At 44.2% G+C, this 20,669-nt stretch carries 13 protein-coding genes; 9 read left to right on the forward strand and 4 right to left on the reverse strand.

Going from position 1 to position 20,669, the window contains the following annotated elements; genetic code table 11:
• The first annotated feature begins 222 nt into the window (after positions 1 to 222).
• The 3 genes from mutS to eno all read left to right on the forward strand — a co-directional run bounded on the left by mutS (position 223) and on the right by eno (position 6,012).
• Positions 223 to 2,850: a DNA mismatch repair protein MutS gene (gene mutS / locus J8L84_RS05160; RefSeq protein WP_211070028.1), complete on the forward strand. Its 2,628-nt coding sequence runs from the start codon at positions 223 to 225 to the stop codon at positions 2,848 to 2,850.
• A gap of 178 nt (positions 2,851 to 3,028) precedes the next feature.
• Positions 3,029 to 4,660, forward strand: a complete 1,632-nt coding sequence (locus J8L84_RS05165; protein WP_211069759.1) for a CTP synthase — start codon at positions 3,029 to 3,031, stop codon at positions 4,658 to 4,660.
• Positions 4,661 to 4,719: 59 nt separating this feature from the next.
• The gene (gene eno / locus J8L84_RS05170; protein WP_013785244.1) at positions 4,720 to 6,012 is read left to right on the forward strand and encodes a phosphopyruvate hydratase; all 1,293 of its coding nucleotides are present in this window, start codon (positions 4,720 to 4,722) and stop codon (positions 6,010 to 6,012) included.
• 305 nt (positions 6,013 to 6,317) lie between these two features.
• Here the strand turns inward: eno and J8L84_RS05175 are convergent, their stop codons facing one another.
• Positions 6,318 to 9,275 carry a TonB-dependent receptor gene (locus J8L84_RS05175; RefSeq protein ID WP_211069760.1) on the reverse strand — a complete coding sequence of 986 codons (2,958 nt, stop codon included), beginning with the start codon at positions 9,273 to 9,275 and terminating at the stop codon, positions 6,318 to 6,320.
• 676 nt (positions 9,276 to 9,951) lie between these two features.
• On the opposite strand from J8L84_RS05175, the gene J8L84_RS05180 reads away from it, so the two are divergent.
• A complete protein-coding gene (locus tag J8L84_RS05180) occupies positions 9,952 to 10,701 on the forward strand; it encodes a hypothetical protein (protein ID WP_211069761.1) in 750 nt (249 codons plus the stop codon).
• 145 nt (positions 10,702 to 10,846) lie between these two features.
• Here J8L84_RS05180 and J8L84_RS05185 read toward each other — a convergent pair whose 3' ends face one another.
• Complete coding sequence (locus J8L84_RS05185; RefSeq protein WP_211070029.1) at positions 10,847 to 11,836, reverse strand: alpha/beta hydrolase; 990 nt, start codon at positions 11,834 to 11,836, stop codon at positions 10,847 to 10,849.
• 502 nt (positions 11,837 to 12,338) lie between these two features.
• Between J8L84_RS05185 and leuA the strand changes: the two genes are divergently transcribed.
• The 5 genes from leuA (at position 12,339) to J8L84_RS05210 (ending at position 18,395) form a co-directional block, all read left to right on the forward strand.
• Positions 12,339 to 13,898, forward strand: coding sequence for a 2-isopropylmalate synthase (gene leuA, locus J8L84_RS05190; RefSeq protein WP_211069762.1), 1,560 nt, complete (start codon positions 12,339 to 12,341; stop codon positions 13,896 to 13,898).
• A complete protein-coding gene (gene leuB / locus J8L84_RS05195; protein ID WP_211069763.1) occupies positions 13,899 to 14,996 on the forward strand; it encodes a 3-isopropylmalate dehydrogenase in 1,098 nt (365 codons plus the stop codon).
• Positions 14,997 to 15,004: 8 nt separating this feature from the next.
• Entirely contained in the window at positions 15,005 to 16,405 is a 1,401-nt protein-coding gene (gene leuC / locus J8L84_RS05200; RefSeq protein ID WP_211069764.1) for a 3-isopropylmalate dehydratase large subunit, read from the forward strand.
• A gap of 3 nt (positions 16,406 to 16,408) precedes the next feature.
• Positions 16,409 to 17,020, forward strand: coding sequence for a 3-isopropylmalate dehydratase small subunit (gene leuD / locus J8L84_RS05205; protein ID WP_211069765.1), 612 nt, complete (start codon positions 16,409 to 16,411; stop codon positions 17,018 to 17,020).
• A gap of 151 nt (positions 17,021 to 17,171) precedes the next feature.
• Positions 17,172 to 18,395 carry an HD-GYP domain-containing protein gene (locus tag J8L84_RS05210; RefSeq protein WP_211069766.1) on the forward strand — a complete coding sequence of 408 codons (1,224 nt, stop codon included), beginning with the start codon at positions 17,172 to 17,174 and terminating at the stop codon, positions 18,393 to 18,395.
• 84 nt (positions 18,396 to 18,479) lie between these two features.
• Here J8L84_RS05210 and J8L84_RS05215 read toward each other — a convergent pair whose 3' ends face one another.
• A complete protein-coding gene (locus tag J8L84_RS05215) occupies positions 18,480 to 19,742 on the reverse strand; it encodes a general secretion pathway protein GspB (protein ID WP_211069767.1) in 1,263 nt (420 codons plus the stop codon).
• Positions 19,735 to 20,646 (reverse strand): AAA family ATPase, encoded by a 912-nt coding sequence (locus J8L84_RS05220; RefSeq protein ID WP_057793548.1) that lies wholly within the window; start codon positions 20,644 to 20,646, stop codon positions 19,735 to 19,737. Before J8L84_RS05220 ends, J8L84_RS05215 begins: the two co-directional genes overlap by 8 nt.
• Positions 20,647 to 20,669: the final 23 nt, after the last annotated feature.

Here is a 20,669-nt window from a genome sequence, read left to right on the forward strand (position 1 = left end):
TTACAGGTGTGAGCTATCAATCTATTAATGAAATTAGGAAATGGTTGAAAATTCCGTACTCATATCAATAATACACAGCAAACGTGAAAAGCGATTATTTTAGCATCCCTGCTCTTTTAATCACTCTTCTGTTAATAATTCTTCTGTTAATATAACAAATTGAGTTATCGCAAGTATCAGCAATAAAAAAGCACGAGGCATTTTTTGGAATCACACACTCCTATGATGCGCCAGTATTTAACGATAAAGGCGCAGCACCCTAACATTCTTATGTTTTACCGTATGGGCGACTTTTACGAGTTGTTTTTCGATGATGCCAAGAAAGCCGCAGAACTGCTTGATATATCGTTAACCGCACGGGGTAAATCCGGTGGCGATCCTATCCCCATGGCTGGCGTCCCTTACCACGCCGTCGAGAGCTATTTAGCACGCTTGGTAAAAATGGGCGAATCAGTAGCCATTTGCGAACAAGTAGGCGACCCTGCTACCAGTAAAGGCCCAGTTGAACGTCAGGTTCAGCGCATCGTTACCCCAGGTACGGTTACCGATGAAGCCTTATTAGAGGAACGCCGCGATAATGTACTAGCCGCAGTATGCGGCCACAGTATGCATTATGGCGTGGCTACATTAGATGTGACCAGTGGCCGTTTTGTAGTGGTTGAGTGCGACACCGACGATGCTTTACTAGGTGAACTTCAACGAATTAACCCTGCTGAACTGCTTTATCCTGAAGGGTTTGAAAGCTTACCGCTGATAGAACAGCGCAAAGGCTTGCGCCGTCGTCCCGAGTGGGAATTCGATATCGATACCGCCACCGAACAATTAACCGCTCAGTTTCAAACGAAAGAGCTGGCAGGGTTTGGAGTATCAGATTTAACCAAAGGCATTGGCGCCGCGGGTTGTGTACTTCAATATGTGAAAGATACCCAGCGTACCGCGCTGCCTCATATTCGCCGTATTCAAAAAGAACAACAAGACAGCCGTGTACAGCTAGATGCTGCAACCCGCAGAAACTTAGAACTTACCCACAATTTAGCCGGCGGTATTGAAAACACTCTATTTAGCGTAATGGATACTACCACTACCGCTATGGGTAGCCGGTTGCTTCAGCGCTATATTCATTCGCCTATCACCGACCAGCACGAATTACATAACCGACAAGATGCTATAGAAGCACTAATCGACAATGAGCCAGATGCTATTCGCTGCCATTTAAAAACCATTGGTGATATTGAACGCATAATGGCACGGTTGGCATTACGTTCAGCAAGACCTAGGGATTTCGCTAGGCTCAAAAACGCGTTAAATACCCTGCCCGACCTTCAAGAAGCGCTTGGGGTGTATAACATTGCACAGCTTAATGAATTAAAGCTGGCCATCAGTACCTACCCAGAGCTACAAACCTTATTAAATAATGCAATTATCGACAACCCGCCTGTGGTTATTCGCGATGGCGGTGTTATTGCTGAAGGCTTTAATAGCGAATTAGATGAACTTCGAAAACTGTCTCAAGGTGCTACCGATTACCTTGACGCCATGGAGCAACGGGAACGTGAACGTACGGGTATTTCAACCCTAAAAGTAGGCTACAACCGAGTTCATGGTTTCTTTATCGAGATTAGCCGCGCTAATAGCGACAAAGCACCCGCCGAATATATTCGCAGGCAAACCCTTAAGAATACTGAACGCTTTATCACTCCAGAGCTTAAAGAGCACGAAGATAAAGTACTTACTAGCCAAGGCCGTGCTCTTGCCCTTGAAAAACAGCTTTATGAAGCACTTTTTGATGACGTTGCGCCACGCTTAAATACGCTAATTGAAACCGCGGCGGCGCTGGCTAAACTCGATGTACTATGCTGTTTTGCTGAGCGCGCGTTAAGTCTTGATTGGCACCGCCCTACGTTAAGTATGGAAAGTGCGCTGACCTACGAAGAAGGCCGCCATCCTGTGGTGGAACAGGTTATGAAAGACCCTTTCATTGCCAATCCATTAACGCTTAACGATAGCCAGCGCATGCTTATTATTACTGGCCCTAACATGGGCGGTAAATCAACATACATGCGCCAAACTGCGTTGATTGCGCTGTTAGCCTATATTGGCAGCTATGTACCTGCACAAAACGCACATATTGGTAAAATTGATAGGATCTTTACTCGTATTGGCGCATCTGACGATTTAGCCTCTGGTCGCTCAACCTTCATGGTAGAGATGACAGAAACGGCCAACATTCTGCACAACGCCACCGAACATTCGTTAGTCTTAATGGATGAGATTGGTCGCGGCACCAGTACATATGATGGTTTGTCATTGGCGTGGGCGTGCGCCAGCTACCTTGCTCAAAAGCTGAATGCTTACACCCTATTTGCAACCCATTATTTTGAGCTTACCGAGTTACCTGATACTGAAAAGAGCGTGGTTAATGTGCACTTAGATGCAGTTGAGCACGACGATACCATCCGGTTTATGCATAGTGTTCAAAATGGCGCGGCCAGTAAGAGCTTCGGTTTACAGGTTGCCCAGCTTGCGGGTGTGCCTAAACCTGTCATTAAAGCAGCGCAGCAAAAGCTCGCTATTTTGGAAAACGCGCATCTTATTTCTGAAACTGAATCCGGTGCTGATAATACAACTGATACATCATCTGTCACTGCGGGCAAAACTGGTAAGCAACACACTAAAGCAACCAGTAAAAAGTCAGGTTCAAAGGCGTCTACACCTGCTCAGTCTCAGTTGTTATTCCCAGATAAACCGCATCCGGTTGTTGAAGCGTTAGAAAATTTATCACCAGATGAACTTTCACCACGCCAAGCGCTAGACCTCATTTACACGCTAAAGCGTTTAAGTCAGTCCTAAAAAGAAGCGCTTGCGTCAAAAGCAGTGCTCAAATAGGTAAAAGAAGCGATTGTGTGGGCAAACAGATTGTCTGCTCACACTAACTTGCGTATACTATTAACCCGTCCAAAGTATGGGTAGTTTAGTTCCTAAACTACACTCATATTTACCCAATACAACTCAACGTTCTAGGTTTCGCATGACAAATTATATTTTCGTCACCGGTGGTGTAGTTTCATCGCTAGGTAAAGGTATTGCCGCTGCGTCGTTAGCCGCAATTCTTGAAGCTCGCGGGCTCACCGTCACCATGTTAAAACTCGACCCGTATATTAATGTCGACCCAGGCACCATGAGCCCTATTCAACATGGCGAAGTATTTGTTACCGATGATGGCGCAGAAACCGATCTTGATCTTGGTCACTACGAGCGTTTTATTCGTACCCGTATGACCAAGCGTAACAACTTCACTACCGGACGGGTATACGAAGAAGTACTAAAACGTGAACGTCGAGGCGACTATTTAGGCGCCACTATTCAGGTCATCCCACACATTACCAACGAAATTAAACGCCGTGTGGTTGAAGGCGCTGAAGGTCACGATGTGGCTATTGTTGAGATTGGTGGAACGGTAGGTGATATCGAATCACAACCTTTCTTAGAGGCCATTCGTCAGCTTGGTACTGAACTTGGCCGCGAAAAAGCCATGTACATGCACTTAACCTTAGTACCTTACATGCCAGCTTCTGGCGAAGTAAAAACTAAGCCAACTCAGCACTCAGTGAAAGAGCTTCGTTCTATTGGTATTCAGCCAGACATTCTAGTGTGCCGCTCTGTAGGCGCATTGCCATCTACTGAACGTTCTAAAATTGCGTTGTTCACTAACGTAAACGATAAATCAGTTATTTCGCTTAAAGACGTAGACAGCATCTACCGCATTCCAGCAGCACTTAAAGCGCAAGGCATGGATCAGCTTGTGGTAGACCGCTTTGGTTTAGACTGTAAAGAAGCCGACCTATCAGAATGGGAACAAGTGCTTTACGCAGAATCTAACCCTACTGCTGAAGTTAACATTGGTATGATTGGTAAGTATGTTGAATTACCGGATGCTTATAAGTCAGTTAACGAAGCCCTTAAACATGCAGGGTTGAAGAACCGCTTAACCGTAAATATTCACCATATCGACTCGCAAGATGTTGAAAGCAAAGGCCCACAAATTCTAGAAAAGCTAGATGCTATATTAGTGCCTGGTGGTTTTGGTGAGCGTGGTATCGAAGGTAAAATAGCCGCCGCACGTTATGCTCGTGAAAACAAAGTGCCTTATTTAGGTATTTGTTTAGGTATGCAAGTAGCACTCATTGAGTTCGCCCGTAATGTAGCGGGTATGGAAGATGCTAATAGCTCCGAGTTTGACCCTGAAACGCCTTACCCTGTCGTTGGCTTAATTACAGAATGGCTTGATGAAGCGGGTACCACTGAAGTGCGTACTGAAAATTCAGACTTAGGCGGCACTATGCGTTTAGGTAGTCAGCTTTGTCATTTAATTGAAGGTACTAAGGTACATGAAATGTATGGTAGTGCTGAAATTTACGAACGTCACCGCCACCGTTACGAAGTAAATAACAACCTTCGAGAGCAAATTGAAGCAGCAGGGTTGAAGGTAAGTGGTTTGTCCACTGATAAACGACTTGTGGAAGTAGTGGAAATACCTGACCATCCTTGGTTTATTGCGGGTCAATTCCACCCTGAATTTACGTCAACCCCTCGTGATGGACACCCATTATTTAAAGGGTTTGTCGCTGCTGCTGGACAGTATCAAAAAGAGAATCATTAATTTCTAATAAGGGAACACTTTCTCCCGTTGTGTTCCCAAACAATTGTTAAGGAAAAAACATGGCGAAAATTAGTCGCATTATTGGTCGCGAAATTCTGGACTCACGCGGTAATCCTACCGTAGAAGCCGACGTGTATTTAGAATCAGGCGTTATGGGTCGTGCTGCGGCACCATCTGGCGCTTCAACCGGTAGCCGCGAAGCACTAGAACTTCGTGACGGTGACAAGTCTCGTTATTTAGGTAAAGGCGTAATGAAAGCCGTTGCTGCAATTAACGACGAAATTGCCCCTGCGCTTTTAGGTAAAGATGCCCTAGCGCAAGCTGATATCGACGCTATCATGATTGACCTAGACGGCACAGAAAATAAAGAAACTCATGGTGCAAATGCTATTCTAGCGGTATCGCTAGCGGTTGCTAAAGCAGCGGCTTTAGAAAAAGGCGTTGCCCTTTACGAGCACATTGCAGATCTTAACGGCACTCCTGGTCAATACTCAATGCCAGTACCTATGATGAACATCATCAATGGTGGTGAGCACGCTGACAACAACGTTGATATTCAAGAATTCATGGTACAGCCAGTAGGCGCAAAGAGCTTCAAAGAAGCCCTTCGCATGGGTGCTGAAATTTTCCATTCATTGAAGAAAGTACTTTCTGCTAAGGGCCTAAACACGGCTGTTGGCGACGAAGGTGGTTTCGCACCAAACCTTAGCTCTAACGCCGAAGCGCTAGCGGTTATTGTTGAAGCAGTAGAAAATGCTGGCTACAAAATGAATGAAGATATTACGCTTGCACTTGATTGTGCAGCATCTGAATTCTATAAAGATGGTCAATACGTATTGTCTGGCGAAGACAAGAGCTTCGATTCTGAAGCCTTTGGTGATTACTTAGCCGACCTTTCTGATAAGTACCCTATTGTGTCTATTGAAGATGGCTTAGACGAAAGCGATTGGGACGGTTGGGCAAGCTTAACCAATAAGATTGGTGAAAAAGTACAACTTGTTGGTGACGACTTGTTTGTAACTAACACTAAGATTCTTAAGCGTGGTATTGATAACGGTATTGGTAATTCAATCCTTATCAAGTTCAACCAAATTGGTTCACTAACTGAAACATTGAACGCAATTAAGATGGCGAAAGATGCAGGCTTCACAGCGGTTATCTCTCACCGTTCTGGTGAAACTGAAGACGCGACTATTGCTGATTTAGCAGTAGGTACTGCGGCTGGCCAAATCAAAACTGGTTCACTTTGTCGTTCTGACCGTGTTGCTAAGTACAACCAACTTCTTCGCATTGAAGAAGCCTTGGGTGATGCGGCAACTTATAAAGGTCGCTCTGAAATTAAAGGTCAGTAGCCTATTCACAGTGCACTTGAGACAAGAGTGCACTTGATATAAAAGCGTACTGGTTACTTACCTAATTAAAAGCTGCGTAAAGACCCATAATTTTGGGTAACCTTTACGCAGTTTTTTTGTGTCTGTTTGAAGCCCTTTCCTCACGCTCCTTAAATAGCGCCCTTTCAATAGCATCCTTTTAATAACACCCCATTCAAAAAAGATGACAATGATTAAGGACTAGCGAACTTAATTTAAGACAAAAAAATACCCCAGCTCATGCTGGGGTATTTTATTTTAGTGTTGTTAGTGAAGCTACACGCTAATTAGAAGCGGTAGTTAGCACCTAAAGTCACTCGGCGGTCGGTAAGACCTTGGAAGCACAACAACGCACCTTCATTGATACAAGACTGTTCAACTTCTGATTCAGTAATGTTTACCGCCTCAATACCTATATTGAAGTCTTCATTCACGTCGTAGTTGATGCTTGCATTAAGCTGGCCACGATCTTCTTGAACCACTGGGAAGCCCCATGGGAAGCTTGATGTGCTACCGAAGTCATCCGAACGATACGCTTCACGCCATGTGTAACGCATACGCGCTGATAAACCAAACTTCTCATAGTACAAAGTGAAGTTGTACGCGTTTTCAGATAAGTTCAGTAGGCCTTGAACTGCTGACACTTCAATATCATCGATACCTGTAGAGGCTGCAAAGACATTTGCCGCACGACTTGTTGCTGTATTTTCAGAATCACCACCATCGAACTCTTGAATAGTGTAGTTAGCAAGTACACCGAAACCTGAAGCCCAACCTAGCTCTTTCTCAAAGCTTGAAAGGTCATATTGAACCGCAATTTCGATACCTTTCTGCGTGGTTTCGCCAGCGTCGTTAATCTTAGTTTCTGTGCCTACACAAATACCTGTGCCTAGTTCAGGTCCAAAAACGTTGATATCAGCAATGGGGTTAAACACACCGCCACCTTCACAAGGCGCAGTAAGGTCACGATAGCCAGTTACTGGATCTTCAAATGGGCTCACAATTTGGTCAACGTGCAGTGCTTTACGTGTTTTGTGGAATATACCAACACTCACCACACTTGCTTCAGCAAAATACCATTCAGCCGCTAAGTCAAAAGATGTTACTTCTTCAGGCTCTAAACCAGGATTACCAATGGCTACATTTGGGTTAGGGCTGGTACTGAATGTTACTGACGTAGATAAGTCGTCAAAGTTAGGGCGACGAATATCTTTACCTGCACCAAAGCGAAGGACAACATCGTCAGCCACATCAGCAACAATATTTAAGCGAGGTAGAATGAAATCGTAATCACCGGTATTAGTTACTTGCGATACCAATTCGTTTCCATCACCGTCTACAGTAATTGAGTTACCCACAGAGGTTACGTCTGTTTGCAAATAACGTAGGCCGAAATTACCGCGGAACATTTCATATTCAAAGTTCGCTTGCGCATAAAGAGCATGTGTTTCTTCTTCAATATCGAAGAAACCAGACGAGCTAGATGTTGGGGCATTCAGGGTGGCTGTAGAACCATGCGCTTCCATGGCTTGTTGTAATGAAGCTAATACGCCATCTGGATCTGAAGCCACTAATTCAGGGTTAATGATTAAGAAATCTCGAACGTAAAGTTCGCGACCATCTGCATCGTTAAAGTTGTTCGGACCGGCTACCAGTAATTCAGAGAATAAATCACCTCGAGGGCTGTCTTCCATACTTCTTAAGCCAACACTGGTGTTAACATCGTCACGTGTACTGGTTGATTTATTGTAGCGGTAACCAAAGTCAACTGACGTAATCATCGAATCTACGTAGTATGAAAAGTCAAAACGAATCGCATCTTCTGAGTTTTCAGTGGTATCTCTACCAATATTCACATCACGTAAAACAACGTTTGAAGGGTCTAAAAGCTGTTCTACTGTTGGCGCATATTCTGCCCCAGATGCAATACCGAACGCTAATGAGCCGCCAGATAAATCATATTCAAACGGAACACTGTTATCGTTACCGCCACCAGCATCTAATGGTGCATTAGGGTTGATAAAGTTAAGCGTAGTATTAAAGCTAGGTGTAGTGGTATCAGAAGATGAAGATGCAACTTCAGCACTTACAAACCATTTCTCGCCTTGCCATTCGCCACCTAACCTAAAGATTTGGCTTTCTGTAATACGAGAGTTTGTATCGGTCGACAAACGAAGGTTAGGATCGTCGTCATCGTTATCAAGATTCACTGGAATAACACCGCGAAGCGCAGCCTGCATTGAACCTAAATCAGTACCACCTAATGAACCGAAGTTAATCGTTTCAAATGCATCAGGTACTGAAATATCGTTAAGTGCACTTACGCCTGAAGCCTGAACACGTGAGCTTTCTTGCAAACGTTCTTGGTCGTTAATAATAGCGTCGAAGAAAAACTTAGTGTTGTCGTTTGGCTGCCATTCAAAGGTACCTACGAAGTTTTTCGTTTCATATTCATAGTTGTCGTAATCTTGTACGAAAAACTGAATGGGAAGGAAGTCGAATGACTGGGCACTTGCTACGCCGCTGTCAGAGGCAATTATGTTATCTCGGTCAGCACGTGGTCTAAATGCAGATACATCTTGTTCTGAATAACTACCACTCACTACAATACCAAATTTACCGTGGTCGTTTTCCCAGTTATCACCATACGTCGCTGAAAGCCGAGGCTGGAAACCGCTGTCTGTAGACAAGCTACTGTTTTCACCTTGAACACGAATCGACGTTAATCGTTCAGTCAATTGAAGAGGACGAATTGTCTTAAGGTTGATGGTACCACCAACAGAACCTTCAATTGTTTTCGCATCTGGTGACTTGGTAACTTCTAAGCCAGCGATGATTGCTGCTGACACATCTTCAAAATCGATACCGCTTCGGCCTGCGCCTGAGCCTACTGTTGAAACGCCGTTTATCTCTGTACGGTTGGCGTCTGTACCACGGATTTGAACACCCGTACCAACACCTGCTTCACGAGTAATTTGTATACCCGTGATGTTTTCTAACACTTCCGCTAAGTTTTGGTCAGGCAATTTACCAATGTCTTCAGCTTCAATGACTTCTACTAAATTGTTTGTAAAACGTTTTTCATTTAGAGCACTGGCTAACGAGGCGCGAATACCAGAAACCTGAATAACTTCTACGTCTTTTTCGGCTTCTTGTTGAGCTTCTTGAGCAAGGGTAGAAGTGGCAAAACTCAACGATGTTGCAGACAACATCGCTAATGTGATTTTAGATAATTTGTGTCCCATGTGTGTTTCCTCTTGCAGCGTTTTGAACCGAGCCTTCAGGCTTTCAAAACAGCGTTGCTAAGTTATGTGTGGTTACATCCTGCACTATTAAAGATACACTTCATTTACAAGATGATTACAAAGCTAGACGAAAAACATACAATGGTCAACCTTTGATCACTTAAAAACTCAGAATTATTAACACCAATTGTAATGCCAATTAACAACACCATAACTAACCAATAAAAACACCCACTCCGAAAACCATACACTACTGCTTAATTATCAGTAATTTAGCCATTATTGACTGCGTTTTTTAGTTATTTTTTTAAGAGGAAAATGTGAGATATATTAAATAATTATTCTTTAGTATTGTTTCGCCAAATGAAGGCTTATTCAAAAGTGGTAATACTAATTGCTTATATAAATATATTCATTGCCACTAGATTGGTAATGTAAAATGTTAATGGCCATTACTCAGTCAGCTAGCTAAATACATTTTTGAGTTAGCTTACATTCATCACATTAAGGCCACTTAACACGTTCAAGACTGTGAACTGCGTTATGCTCTTTATGCTCTTGTACCGCCAACGTAGATGCTTCTATTTATTGGTAGGTCGCATTGGGTTTCTGGATACCTAGCATAAATCCTGCTAACGTAGGTTTATTGCGTCTTTTTTATTGTCTTACCAGTATTATGGCATCCGACGGACATACGTCTTCCACACAATCAGGCTTTTTTAGCAATTCAGGCGAACTTGGTGGAGCACAACCGCAGTTCACTGAAATTTGTACTGCGTTATATGAAAGAGAGCTTTTGCTTATAGCGCATAAAGGCCCCTCAAATGTGTCGATATTGCGCCGAAGATTAGCTGGCCTGCCCCACCACATTCGAAGTGTGGCACGATACCTCATTGACAATACCTCACCGCTAGATATTGATCCCCACAATGGAAGTTGGTTTATCAAGCAACCTGGAAAGTGCCCAGGGCACAGCCAACCTATTGATAAAAAGCATCAGTGGTATGGTCAATATGCAGATTACGGTTTGGTTATACCTATTTGCATAACTACGCTAGAAGGTATGCATATAGAGCTCGACTCAATAGATAGCGTGAATCACGCCACACACACGCTTCATACGAATAAACACGGATGGTTTTCTTTTGATGGCGAGATGGCACATAGTGAAGCTGAAACACGTCAGCATAAAGCAGGGCTCGGCATGACAGGGCTCGGCACGACAGGGCTCGGGACGTCCAGCGTCACCGATGCAATTACGGTATTAAAGCGACAGCTTTTGAAACCTACCACGGCAATTATGGCCTCTGCGTGCAGTGGGCATATGTGGCGTCATAAATCGAAGGGGGCTCCGAGAGCACTTTCATTGCGAGAAATGCGTCTGTCCACTCACATAAACTGGAAGAATTTCACCCTGAAAGGTTAAGGCTAGTGCCTATTTTAGGCATTCCTAAGGCAGGCTTGAAGTACAACGCGACCGCGATGAGTTAACTCATCACTCCACAGTTAACTCATCCCGCCACAGTTAGTTCATCCCGCCACAGTTAGTTATCCCACGACAGCGTCGGTATTTAATCCAACGCTTCTTCGTAGCGTTTTATAAAGCGAGAGAAAGCTTCAATGTGTGGTAAGTGTCCCAAACCGTCAAGCTCTTTCACTGTTATGGCATTGTTGCGAGCTTTAACTTTAGCGCCAAGTCTATCGTAACGGCCAAGCTCCCGCGTAACACCTTCTTTTTTCCAACCTCTTCCGGGTCCGGTTCTATCTCGTGTACCTAAAATTAAGGTAACCGGTACTTGGAAGTTATCAAATTCTTCGATAACAGGTTGAGTAAATATCATGTCGTAAGTTAACGCACTCACTTTGGCTAGTTGGGGCCAATCATCACCTTCAATCCATCCCATTAAATGGCTGGCATGGTAGGCATATGTGTCATTCCAATCGCCATCATAATAATTTGTTTTCTGGTATGTGACGATATTTTCAGGCTTCTTCTTCAACTCATTTTGAAGAAAAAACGCGACATCTTTATATTCCACATATTGAAGGTAGTTTTCTAAACCAATAGGATTGATAAGCACAAGCTTGCGCACACTTTCTGGATAATTCAGTGCAAATCGCGACGCCACCATGCCGCCCATCGAATGACCTGTCACAATCACATCGTCAAGGTTCAACGATGTCAGCAACTGTTTGGTGTTGTTCGCTAATGCCGCAAAGCTATATTGATAATTAACCGGCTTATCTGATTTACCAAAGCCAATTTGGTCAGGAATAACCACTCCATACCCTTGTTCATGCAACCAATTGGCTGTGGTTTCCCAATAACTACTGGCAAAGTTCTTACCATGCAACAACAATACTGTGGGTTGCCCTTCCTTTGCCGGTAAATGCATGTATGCCATGCTTAACCCTTGCCCTTGAGATTCAAATGCCATGGTGTGAACATCAAAAGGATACTCGAAGCCAGTTAGATTTTTCGAAAAGGGTTTTGCAAAAACAATGGTTGAAAACGTGAAGATAAGAAACGAATAACTTAAAGAAAAAATAGCGCGTTTCATCATTTTGCTCTAAAGAAGATACTAGGTGATTTACCCTATCAAAATCGCGGAAACAATACGCCTTTGTTAAGCAGCGAAATTCGCTATTCCATCGTAATTTGGCAACTAAATAGACAACACAAGCGTTTTAGCAATTTCACGAAATTAGTATATACATCCTAACGACCAGCTCTTCACTGGATAAATTTGAGCAACATGAAATAAACGTATCAAATAACCCCAAAAAATAGGATAAACACCCTATTTTTAAAAAACCATTATTTATAACCAAATTTTATACCCATTATTCGAATCAAAGGTTGACCTTAAAGGCGTGGATGGGTACATTGTCGCTATCAACTGGTCGGCAAAGAAAATACGCAAATGATGCGCAATCGCTTTCTTCTAACTCTACTCCTTATGGCAGCAAGACTGCACGGGTAGATTGCGACCAGCGATTAATTACACAGAAACCCGTGCTTAGCACGGGTTTTTTTTTAACTTTTATAAACGAGAGAGCGTTATGACAAATCAAGTGAAAATCTTTGATACCACATTGCGAGACGGTGAGCAGGCCTTACCTGCAAGCTTAAGTGCCAAAGAAAAGCTGCAGATTGCGCTAGCGCTCGAACGTTTAGGTGTTGATATCATTGAAGCAGGCTTCCCCGTCTCTTCACCAGGCGACTTTCGCTCGGTACAAATGATTGCAAAAGAAGTTAAAAATTCGGTTATATGCGGCTTATCACGTGCCTTAGAAAAAGACATTGATGCGTGCGGTCAGGCCCTTGGCGTAGCCGAGCAGTTTCGTATTCACACCTTTATCGCCACTTCAGAAATTCACGTAGGTGCTAAATTACGTAAATCTCACGATGAAGTAGTCGATATGGCAGTTGCGGCAGTTAAACATGCCCGTAAATACACAGATGACGTAGAGTTTTCATGTGAAGACGCAGGTCGTACCCACATTGATTACTTATGCCGCATGGTAGAAGCCGCTATTAATGCAGGCGCTACCACAGTAAATATTCCTGATACGGTTGGTTACACTACGCCAACGGAATTCGGCGGTATTATTCAACAATTGTTTAATCGTGTTCCAAATATCGACAAAGCGATTATCTCTGTACATTGCCACAATGATTTAGGGTTAGCGGTAGCAAATTCTTTAGCTGCGGTAGAACAAGGTGCACGCCAAGTTGAATGTACCATTAACGGTATTGGTGAACGGGCGGGTAACGCTTCACTTGAAGAAATTGCAATGATTTTGCAAACTCGTCAGGCCATGTTGGGCATCAACACAAACATCAATTCTCAGGAAATTTCGCGCACCTCTAAATTGGTTAGCCAATTATGTAATATGCCGGTTCAGGCAAATAAAGCGATTGTGGGAGCTAACGCATTTAGTCACTCATCGGGTATTCACCAAGATGGCGTATTAAAAGCGCAAAATACTTATGAGATCATGACACCGGAAAGTGTAGGTATTAATAAAAACAACCTAAACTTAACGTCTCGCTCTGGTCGTCACGTAATTAAGCATCGCTTAACCGAGTTAGGCTACAAAGTAGAAGACTACGATTTAGAAGCAGTGTACGACGCATTCTTGAAATTGGCTGACAAAAAAGGCCAAGTTTACGATTACGACTTAGAAGCCTTGTTGTTCTTCGATAAGCAAAAGCACGATCATGCGCATTATCAATTGATGAACCTTCAAGCGACTTCTGGAAGAGAAATTATTCCAAGCGCTACCGTAAAGCTAAGAGTAGGCGAAGAAGAAATTATCCAATCTAGTATTGGTAATGGTCCGGTTGATGCCGCATATAATGCGATTAGAGCTATCTTGGGCCATGAAGATGTTGAAGTTGTAGACTTCAAATTAGATTCAAAAGGCGAAGGGGCCGATGCCCTAGCACAAGTGAGTGTGATCGCCACTTATAAAGGGCGTCGTTTCCACGGCATTGGTCTTGCCACCGATATTGTTGAAGCTGGTGTTAAAGCCCTTATTTTTGTACTAAACAACACTTATTTAGCTGATCAAATTGACCAGCAGAAAAATCAACAAGAACGCGTTGCAGGAGTTTAAATGAGCCAGTTCTCAATTGCCGTATTAGCCGGAGACGGTATAGGCCCAGAAGTAATGCAAGAGGCCAACAAGGTCTTAGATGCGGTAGAAAAGAAATTTAACGTAGCCTTTAACCGCACAGCTTACCCTGTCGGCGGTTACGCTATCGATACTGAAGGTGAAGCCCTTCCGTCAAAAACCTTACTAGGTTGTGAGCAAGCCGATGCCATTTTATTTGGTAGTATTGGCGGCCCTAAGTGGGACACATTACCACTAGAGCAGCGCCCAGAGCGTGCCGCATTATTAACATTGCGTAGCCATTTTGATTTATTCAGTAACTTGCGCCCTGCCCGTATTTATCCTGGGTTAGAAGCCTTGTCTCCACTACGTGAAGACATTGCGAAATCTGGCGTAGATGTATTGGTAGTGCGTGAACTTACCAGCGGTATTTACTTTGGCCAGCCCAAAGGGCGCGAAGGCGAAGGTGAAGAAGAGTTCGCTTATGACACTATGCGTTACAGCAAGCGTGAAATTCGCCGTATTGCGGTTGCCGCTTTTGAAGCTGCGCAGAAACGCCGGGGTAAAGTGACTTCTGTAGATAAAGCCAATGTGTTACTTACCAGCCGCTTGTGGCGTGAAGTGACTGAAGAAGTGGCAAAAGACTACCCAGACGTAGAGCTTGATCATATCTATATTGATAACGCGACCATGCAAATCATGAAGAACCCAGCGCAGTTTGATGTGATGCTGTGTTCTAACTTATTCGGCGATATCGTTTCTGATGAATGTGCCATGATGACGGGCTCAATGGGCTTGTTAGCCTCTGCTAGCATGAACGAAGACGGTTTTGGTTTGTACGAACCTGCGGGTGGCTCTGCCCCTGACATTGCAGGCTTAGGCATTGCTAACCCTATTGCACAGGTACTTTCAGCAGCCATGATGTTACGTTTTAGCATGAACCTAACTGATGCAGCCGATGCTATTGAAAAAGCGGTTATTGCTACATTAGAAGCGGGAGTTCTTACAGGCGAACTTCTTCCTGATGATAAGCGAGAAAGCGCGTCTACCACCTCACAAGTCGGTGATGAAATAGTAAAACAATTAATGGCGCAGGAGTAATTAACACCATGGCCAAGACCTTATACGACAAAGTGTGGCAAGCACATATTATCGATCAATTAGGCGAAGACAGCTTAATTTACATCGATCGCCACCTTATACACGAAGTAACTTCGCCTCAGGCTTTTGCTGGCTTAAATGAGAAAGGCCGCAAAGTACGTTGTCCTGAGCGCACTGTAGGTACAATGGATCACAGTATCTCTACTCGCTCATTAGCGATAGATGCATGTGGACCGCAAAATGCGCTTCAACTTCATACCCTTGCTAACAACTGTGAACAACACGGCATTCAGTTATTCCCTGTTGGTCACCAAAAGCAAGGTATCGTGCATGTTATGGGCCCTGAGCTAGGCCTTATTCAACCGGGCATGACAGTAGTATGTGGTGATTCCCACACTGCCACCCATGGTGCATTCGGTGCCCTAGCATTTGGTATTGGTACATCTCAAGTAGAACACGTATTAGCAACCCAAACCCTTAAGCAAAGCCGTGCGAAAAGCATGCTTATTAAGGTTAATGGTACGCTTCCTGTGGGCATTACTGCGAAAGACATCATTCTAGCTATTATTGGCAGAATTGGTCACGCAGGAGCCACAGGGCATGTAATTGAGTACGCTGGTGAAGCTATTTCTGGTTTAACCATGGAAGAGCGCATGACCGTGTGCAACATGAGTATTGAAGCTGGCGCTAAAGCAGGGCTAATTGCCCCAGATGACACCACGTTTGAATACCTTAAAGGCCGTGAATACGCACCAAAAGGCCAAGACTGGGAAGATGCAGTAGCCTATTGGAAGACCCTTTACACTGAAGAAGGCGCAAGCTTCGACACAGTAGTAGAACTTGAGGCTGCCGACATTGCACCGCAAGTAACATGGGGCACAAACCCAGGCCAAGTTATTGGTGTTGATACACCAGTGCCAGGCCCAGATGATTTTTCTGACCCTATCGAAAAAGAAAGCGCCAAAAAAGCCTTGGGCTATATGGGATTATCAGCAGGCGATAAGCTTGCCGATGTTGCCGTAAACCACGTGTTTATTGGTTCTTGTACCAATGGTCGTATTGAAGATTTACGTGCGGCTGCCCATATTGCCAAAAACGGCAAAGTCGTCGATTCAGTTACCGCCATTGTGGTTCCAGGCTCAGGTCATGTGAAAAAACAAGCTGAAGCAGAAGGGTTAGACAAAATCTTTACCGATGCAGGCTTTGAATGGCGTCTACCAGGCTGCTCTATGTGCTTGGGTATGAACGATGACAAACTTGTAGCTGGCGATCGCTGTGCATCAACCAGTAACCGAAACTTTGAAGGCCGTCAGGGTCGTGGCGCACGTACCCATTTGGTTAGCCCAGCGATGGCCGCTGCCGCTGCGATTACTGGCCGTTTCGCCGATGTTAGAGATTTTCAGGAGTAACCCATGTCTGATTCAACACAAGGTTTTACCGCACATACTGGTTCAGCGGTACCGCTAGACCAAGCGAACGTAGATACCGACCAAATTATTCCTAAGCAGTTTCTAACGGGTGTTACACGCGCTGGTTACGGAAAGCATTTGTTCCACGATTGGCGTTATTTGGATTTAGAAGAAAAAGTACCTAACCCAGAGTTCTCATTGAACAAACCTGAGTTTGCCGGTGCAAGCATTCTACTTACCCGAGAAAACTTCGGTTGTGGTTCTAGCCGTGAACACGCGCCATGGTCGCTGAACGATTTTGGTTTTAGAACCATTATTGCCACCAGCTATGCTGATATTTTTTATGGCAACTGCATTAACAACCAATTATTACCCGTTGCGCTTGCCAGCAGTGAAATGGACGCGTTATTTGCAGCAGTTGAAGCTAATCCAGCATTAGAAATTACGGTTAACTTACCAGAGCAGACTGTATCGTTTAGTGAGACTAGCTTCAGCTTCGACATTGCCGATCATCATAAAACCAACTTGCTAAAAGGGTTAGATGCTATCGGTCAAACCTTAGAGCTTACCGACAAAATTTCAGCTTATGAAGCTAAGCAACCTGCTTGGGCTTAAAAACTGGGTATTGAATACTAAGCTTCAAACGCTAGGTTTAAACTTTAGTGTGATTCAGCACAATTTTGCCCTGTAGTGATGGCGAAGTACTCCTACTTCGCCTAACTTTAATAAGTAGTTAACACCGCTCAAAAAGTCGAATGGAGTCTTTATGCTGAAAGCAGTACCTATTGATGATCTCAAACCCGGGATGTACATCAACCAAGTACTTAAACAAACTGGCAGCTTACAGATGCGTTCAAAGGGTCTTGTAAAACACCAAACAGTTATCAACACCTTAAAATCCCGTGGGATACAGACTGTTCAAGTAGACTTCGAGAAGTCTCTTAATCACGAACCATCGACCGATTCAGCCCCGCTTTCTACACCAGAATCAAACACTCAAGCGCCTGCTAAAGTAGAAAAAGACCAACAGGTCGCACAAAACAGCCTTACACGTAACGCAATGAAAGAAGCCAACGGGCTTTACTTTGATGCGGTAAATATACAAAACGGCTTTTTATCCGCGCTTAACCGCGGTGCAGTAAACGACTTGAAGTTAGTGAAAGACCTAGCACAAAGCCTTATCGATAGTATATTTGATAACAAAGATGCCCTGTCTTGCTTAACCCTGATAAAAAACAACAACGCTTACCTGTTAGAACACTCCATCAACTGTAGTATTTTAATGGGCATGTTTACCCAATTTTTAGGCTATGACAGAGAAACCATAGACCAAGCGAGTTTAGGGGCTTTGTTAATGGACGTTGGAATGTCGTCCTTACCTATGGATGTTCACAACAACGTTGAGGATTTGTCAGCGGCAGATTGGGAGGTGATGAAAACCCATGTTGATATTGGTGTTGAGCTTGTGGAGCAGTGCGGTGAGATTTCGGATTTGGTGCTATCGATTATCGCGCAACATCACGAACGCATAGACGGCAGCGGTTACCCTAAAGCACTCAAAGAAATAGAAATTTCCGAATTCGCGCGCATTGCAGGTATTATTGATACCTACGATGCTATGGTGTCTAACCGCCCCCACAAAAAAAGCATTAGCCCTACCCAAGCACTCAAACGACTAACGGAAGACGGCAGACTCGACCAAACCTTAGTTAGCCAGTTTGTTACATGCATGGGAGTGCACCCGGTAGGCTCAATTGTTAGGCTAAAAAGTGGAAAACTTGCCATTGTCAGCCAACAAAACCCACTTAGCACGATGAGCCCCATTGTGATGACATTTTATAGCGTCCCTTCGCAGCAATATGACGATATTACTCGACTAGATTTAAGTGCGAATGATGACGAAATTGTGTCGGGCGTACGACCCGATGATTTCAACGTGAACTTGTCGACTTTCTTTCAAGACGTATTGGTAAATCAAGCGCCAGACTAATTAGCATCCTGACTAATAAGCACCCTGACTAATAAGTAAAGGGTATTAACATTCACTTCAATACCCGTTGCTTTTCCTTTGCCATTACCAGTCAGTAAGCGCCGCCATGGTGAAAAGCTCTTCTTCAAAACCTAATACCACCTGCTGCGCTTCAATATTGACAATCTGCACCTTATCGTCAATCCAATCGCCTTCAGTCATTTGTATGCCATTCACTCGCACCCAACGATCATCAGGTCGTGATGCGTACATATGCGCACTGAAATTCATAGAGGGCAACCGCGTTAATAGCCGCACAGGCAACTGATCGACACGCTGAATGTTATCTCGTACCGTCACTTTCGTTTTTGGTTCAAAATCATCATTCTCGGCTTGGGTATCTAGTGCTGCCACCGCTTGATTGAATCGGGCTAACAGTTCTGGTGAAACTTCAATCTTGTTTTCATCTTGAACGTTCTGAGAGTTCAGCACCCGCCCTTCTTGTTCAGCCGCCGCTAAATCGAAGGTATCATCAGCGTCATTTTGATTCCCCGAAGAAGCTTGGCTTCCCGTCCGTACGTTGCTTTGCGCCGCCTGAGAGTTTGGGTTGGTATTAGAAGCTTGCGCGATACTATCTGAACCAACTTCTTGCGAAGCAATTTCTTTAGAAGGTGGGTTGCCGCTAGTCGTTGATACTTGATCAGATGCATTAGGCATTATTGGCGGCATATTCACTGGCGCTGTTGTTTGCCCAGCTCCTTGTACATTTTCTTGCACACTTCCTTGCCCATTTGCTTGCGCAGCTGTCTGTAAAGGAGCCTGTGCTGACTGTTGTTTAGGCTGTTGTTTAGACAACTGGGTGCCCTGCTCCAAGGTAACAGTCGTGTTTGAGGCTTCAGGTTGAATAGATTCCACAACCGACGCCGTAACCGCAGGCCACCATTCACCTCGCGTAGCAACCAGAAACCCTAAGTATAAACCACCTGCGACAATAGCAGAGTAAGTCGCAAGCTCTTTGCCGTATACCTTCCACATGGAAGGCAGCCCTTGCACAGTAGGCAAAAACAAACTGCGATTAAATTGGTCAGATAGCGTTTTGTCAAACTTTGCGCTGGTATCGTGCTGGCCACGTAATAACGCTTGGGTTTGCGTGCGATGCCCAGTTCCGGCTGTAGTTGCAGGCGCAATTTCTACCGTTTGGTCAGGATCTATTTCTATTTCCTGAACACCCATTTCTGCTAAGCCTTCCACCATAGCATCGCTAGATACCAAGCCTGATTTTCGTATTTTAACCGGTCCGTTCTGTTGCGTTATTCTAACAATCACCATGCCGGGCTTTAGGTCACTAATACTAAGTATATTAGACATATAAACTCCCTAGGCCATAGCCACAGAACACAGCCACCACAAATGCGCTGAAAAGCCACCATTTGCGATTACCTTGCATACGCTGGCTTACCACATCTTCACCAAGAATTTGTTGTGCTGCGGCGAGGAAAATAGGCTTTTGCACTACGGCATGTTGTTTGGTGAAAGAAAGGGTTAATGCTCTATCACAAAGCAAGTTTATAACTCTTGGAATACCACCGGTTATTTGATGCACTGCCCGTAGGGTAGATTTGCTAAAAATACTCACATCACCATGCGCAACACTAAGCCTATGCGCTATGTAAGCACTAACTTCCGGGGCAGTGAGTGGCAATAAATGATACCGCGCAGTAATACGCTGGGCGAGCTGTCTGAGCTCGTTTCGCTTCAACAGTTGCTGTAATTCTGGCTGGCCGATTAAAACTACTTTTAATAGCTTTTCACGGTTAGTTTCTAGGTTCGTGAGTAACCGTAATTGTTCCAACACTTCTGGCAATAAATGCTGCGCTTCATCAACCATCAACACCGTGTTCATGCCCTGTTGGTGATTTTCTGCCAACTTAGATAAAATTAAGTCAGTGAAATATTTTAAGCTGGCTTTCTCTTCTTGGTACTGTAAACCAAGTTCATCACACACGGTGGCGAGTAACTCCAGCGCAGAAAGCGTTGGGTTTAAAATCATTGCGACTTGGGTATTATCGGGCAATTGCTGCAATAACTTACGAGAAACCGTGGTTTTCCCTGTACCTACCTCGCCGGTAAGCATAACAAAACCGCCACTTTCACTTAGCCCAAAAGTAAGGTGAGCTAACGCCTCTTTGTGCCGCGGGCTCATATAGAGGTAATCGGGGTTTGGCGCGATTGAAAACGGATTATCGCTTAACCCAAAGTAATTCAAATACATGGTATTCGCTGTTGAAGTTGAAA

It is taken from the genome of Alteromonas sp. MMG017 (assembly GCF_018100795.1).
Classification (GTDB): domain Bacteria; phylum Pseudomonadota; class Gammaproteobacteria; order Enterobacterales; family Alteromonadaceae; genus Alteromonas.

Bases quoted from the DNA above. Each gene is read 5' to 3' on its own strand.
- J8L84_RS05180 (WP_211069761.1), top strand. From the start codon at position 9,952: ATGGCATCCGACGGACATACGTCTTCCACACAATCAGGCTTTTTTAGC.
- leuD (WP_211069765.1), top strand. From the start codon at position 16,409: ATGTCTGATTCAACACAAGGTTTTACCGCACATACTGGTTCAGCGGTA.
- J8L84_RS05175 (WP_211069760.1), bottom strand. From the start codon at position 9,275: ATGGGACACAAATTATCTAAAATCACATTAGCGATGTTGTCTGCAACA.
- J8L84_RS05165 (WP_211069759.1), top strand. From the start codon at position 3,029: ATGACAAATTATATTTTCGTCACCGGTGGTGTAGTTTCATCGCTAGGT.
- mutS (WP_211070028.1), top strand. From the start codon at position 223: ATGATGCGCCAGTATTTAACGATAAAGGCGCAGCACCCTAACATTCTT.
- J8L84_RS05220 (WP_057793548.1), bottom strand. From the start codon at position 20,646: ATGTATTTGAATTACTTTGGGTTAAGCGATAATCCGTTTTCAATCGCG.
- leuC (WP_211069764.1), top strand. From the start codon at position 15,005: ATGGCCAAGACCTTATACGACAAAGTGTGGCAAGCACATATTATCGAT.
- J8L84_RS05185 (WP_211070029.1), bottom strand. From the start codon at position 11,836: ATGAAACGCGCTATTTTTTCTTTAAGTTATTCGTTTCTTATCTTCACG.
- J8L84_RS05215 (WP_211069767.1), bottom strand. From the start codon at position 19,742: ATGTCTAATATACTTAGTATTAGTGACCTAAAGCCCGGCATGGTGATT.
- J8L84_RS05210 (WP_211069766.1), top strand. From the start codon at position 17,172: ATGCTGAAAGCAGTACCTATTGATGATCTCAAACCCGGGATGTACATC.
- eno (WP_013785244.1), top strand. From the start codon at position 4,720: ATGGCGAAAATTAGTCGCATTATTGGTCGCGAAATTCTGGACTCACGC.
- leuB (WP_211069763.1), top strand. From the start codon at position 13,899: ATGAGCCAGTTCTCAATTGCCGTATTAGCCGGAGACGGTATAGGCCCA.
- leuA (WP_211069762.1), top strand. From the start codon at position 12,339: ATGACAAATCAAGTGAAAATCTTTGATACCACATTGCGAGACGGTGAG.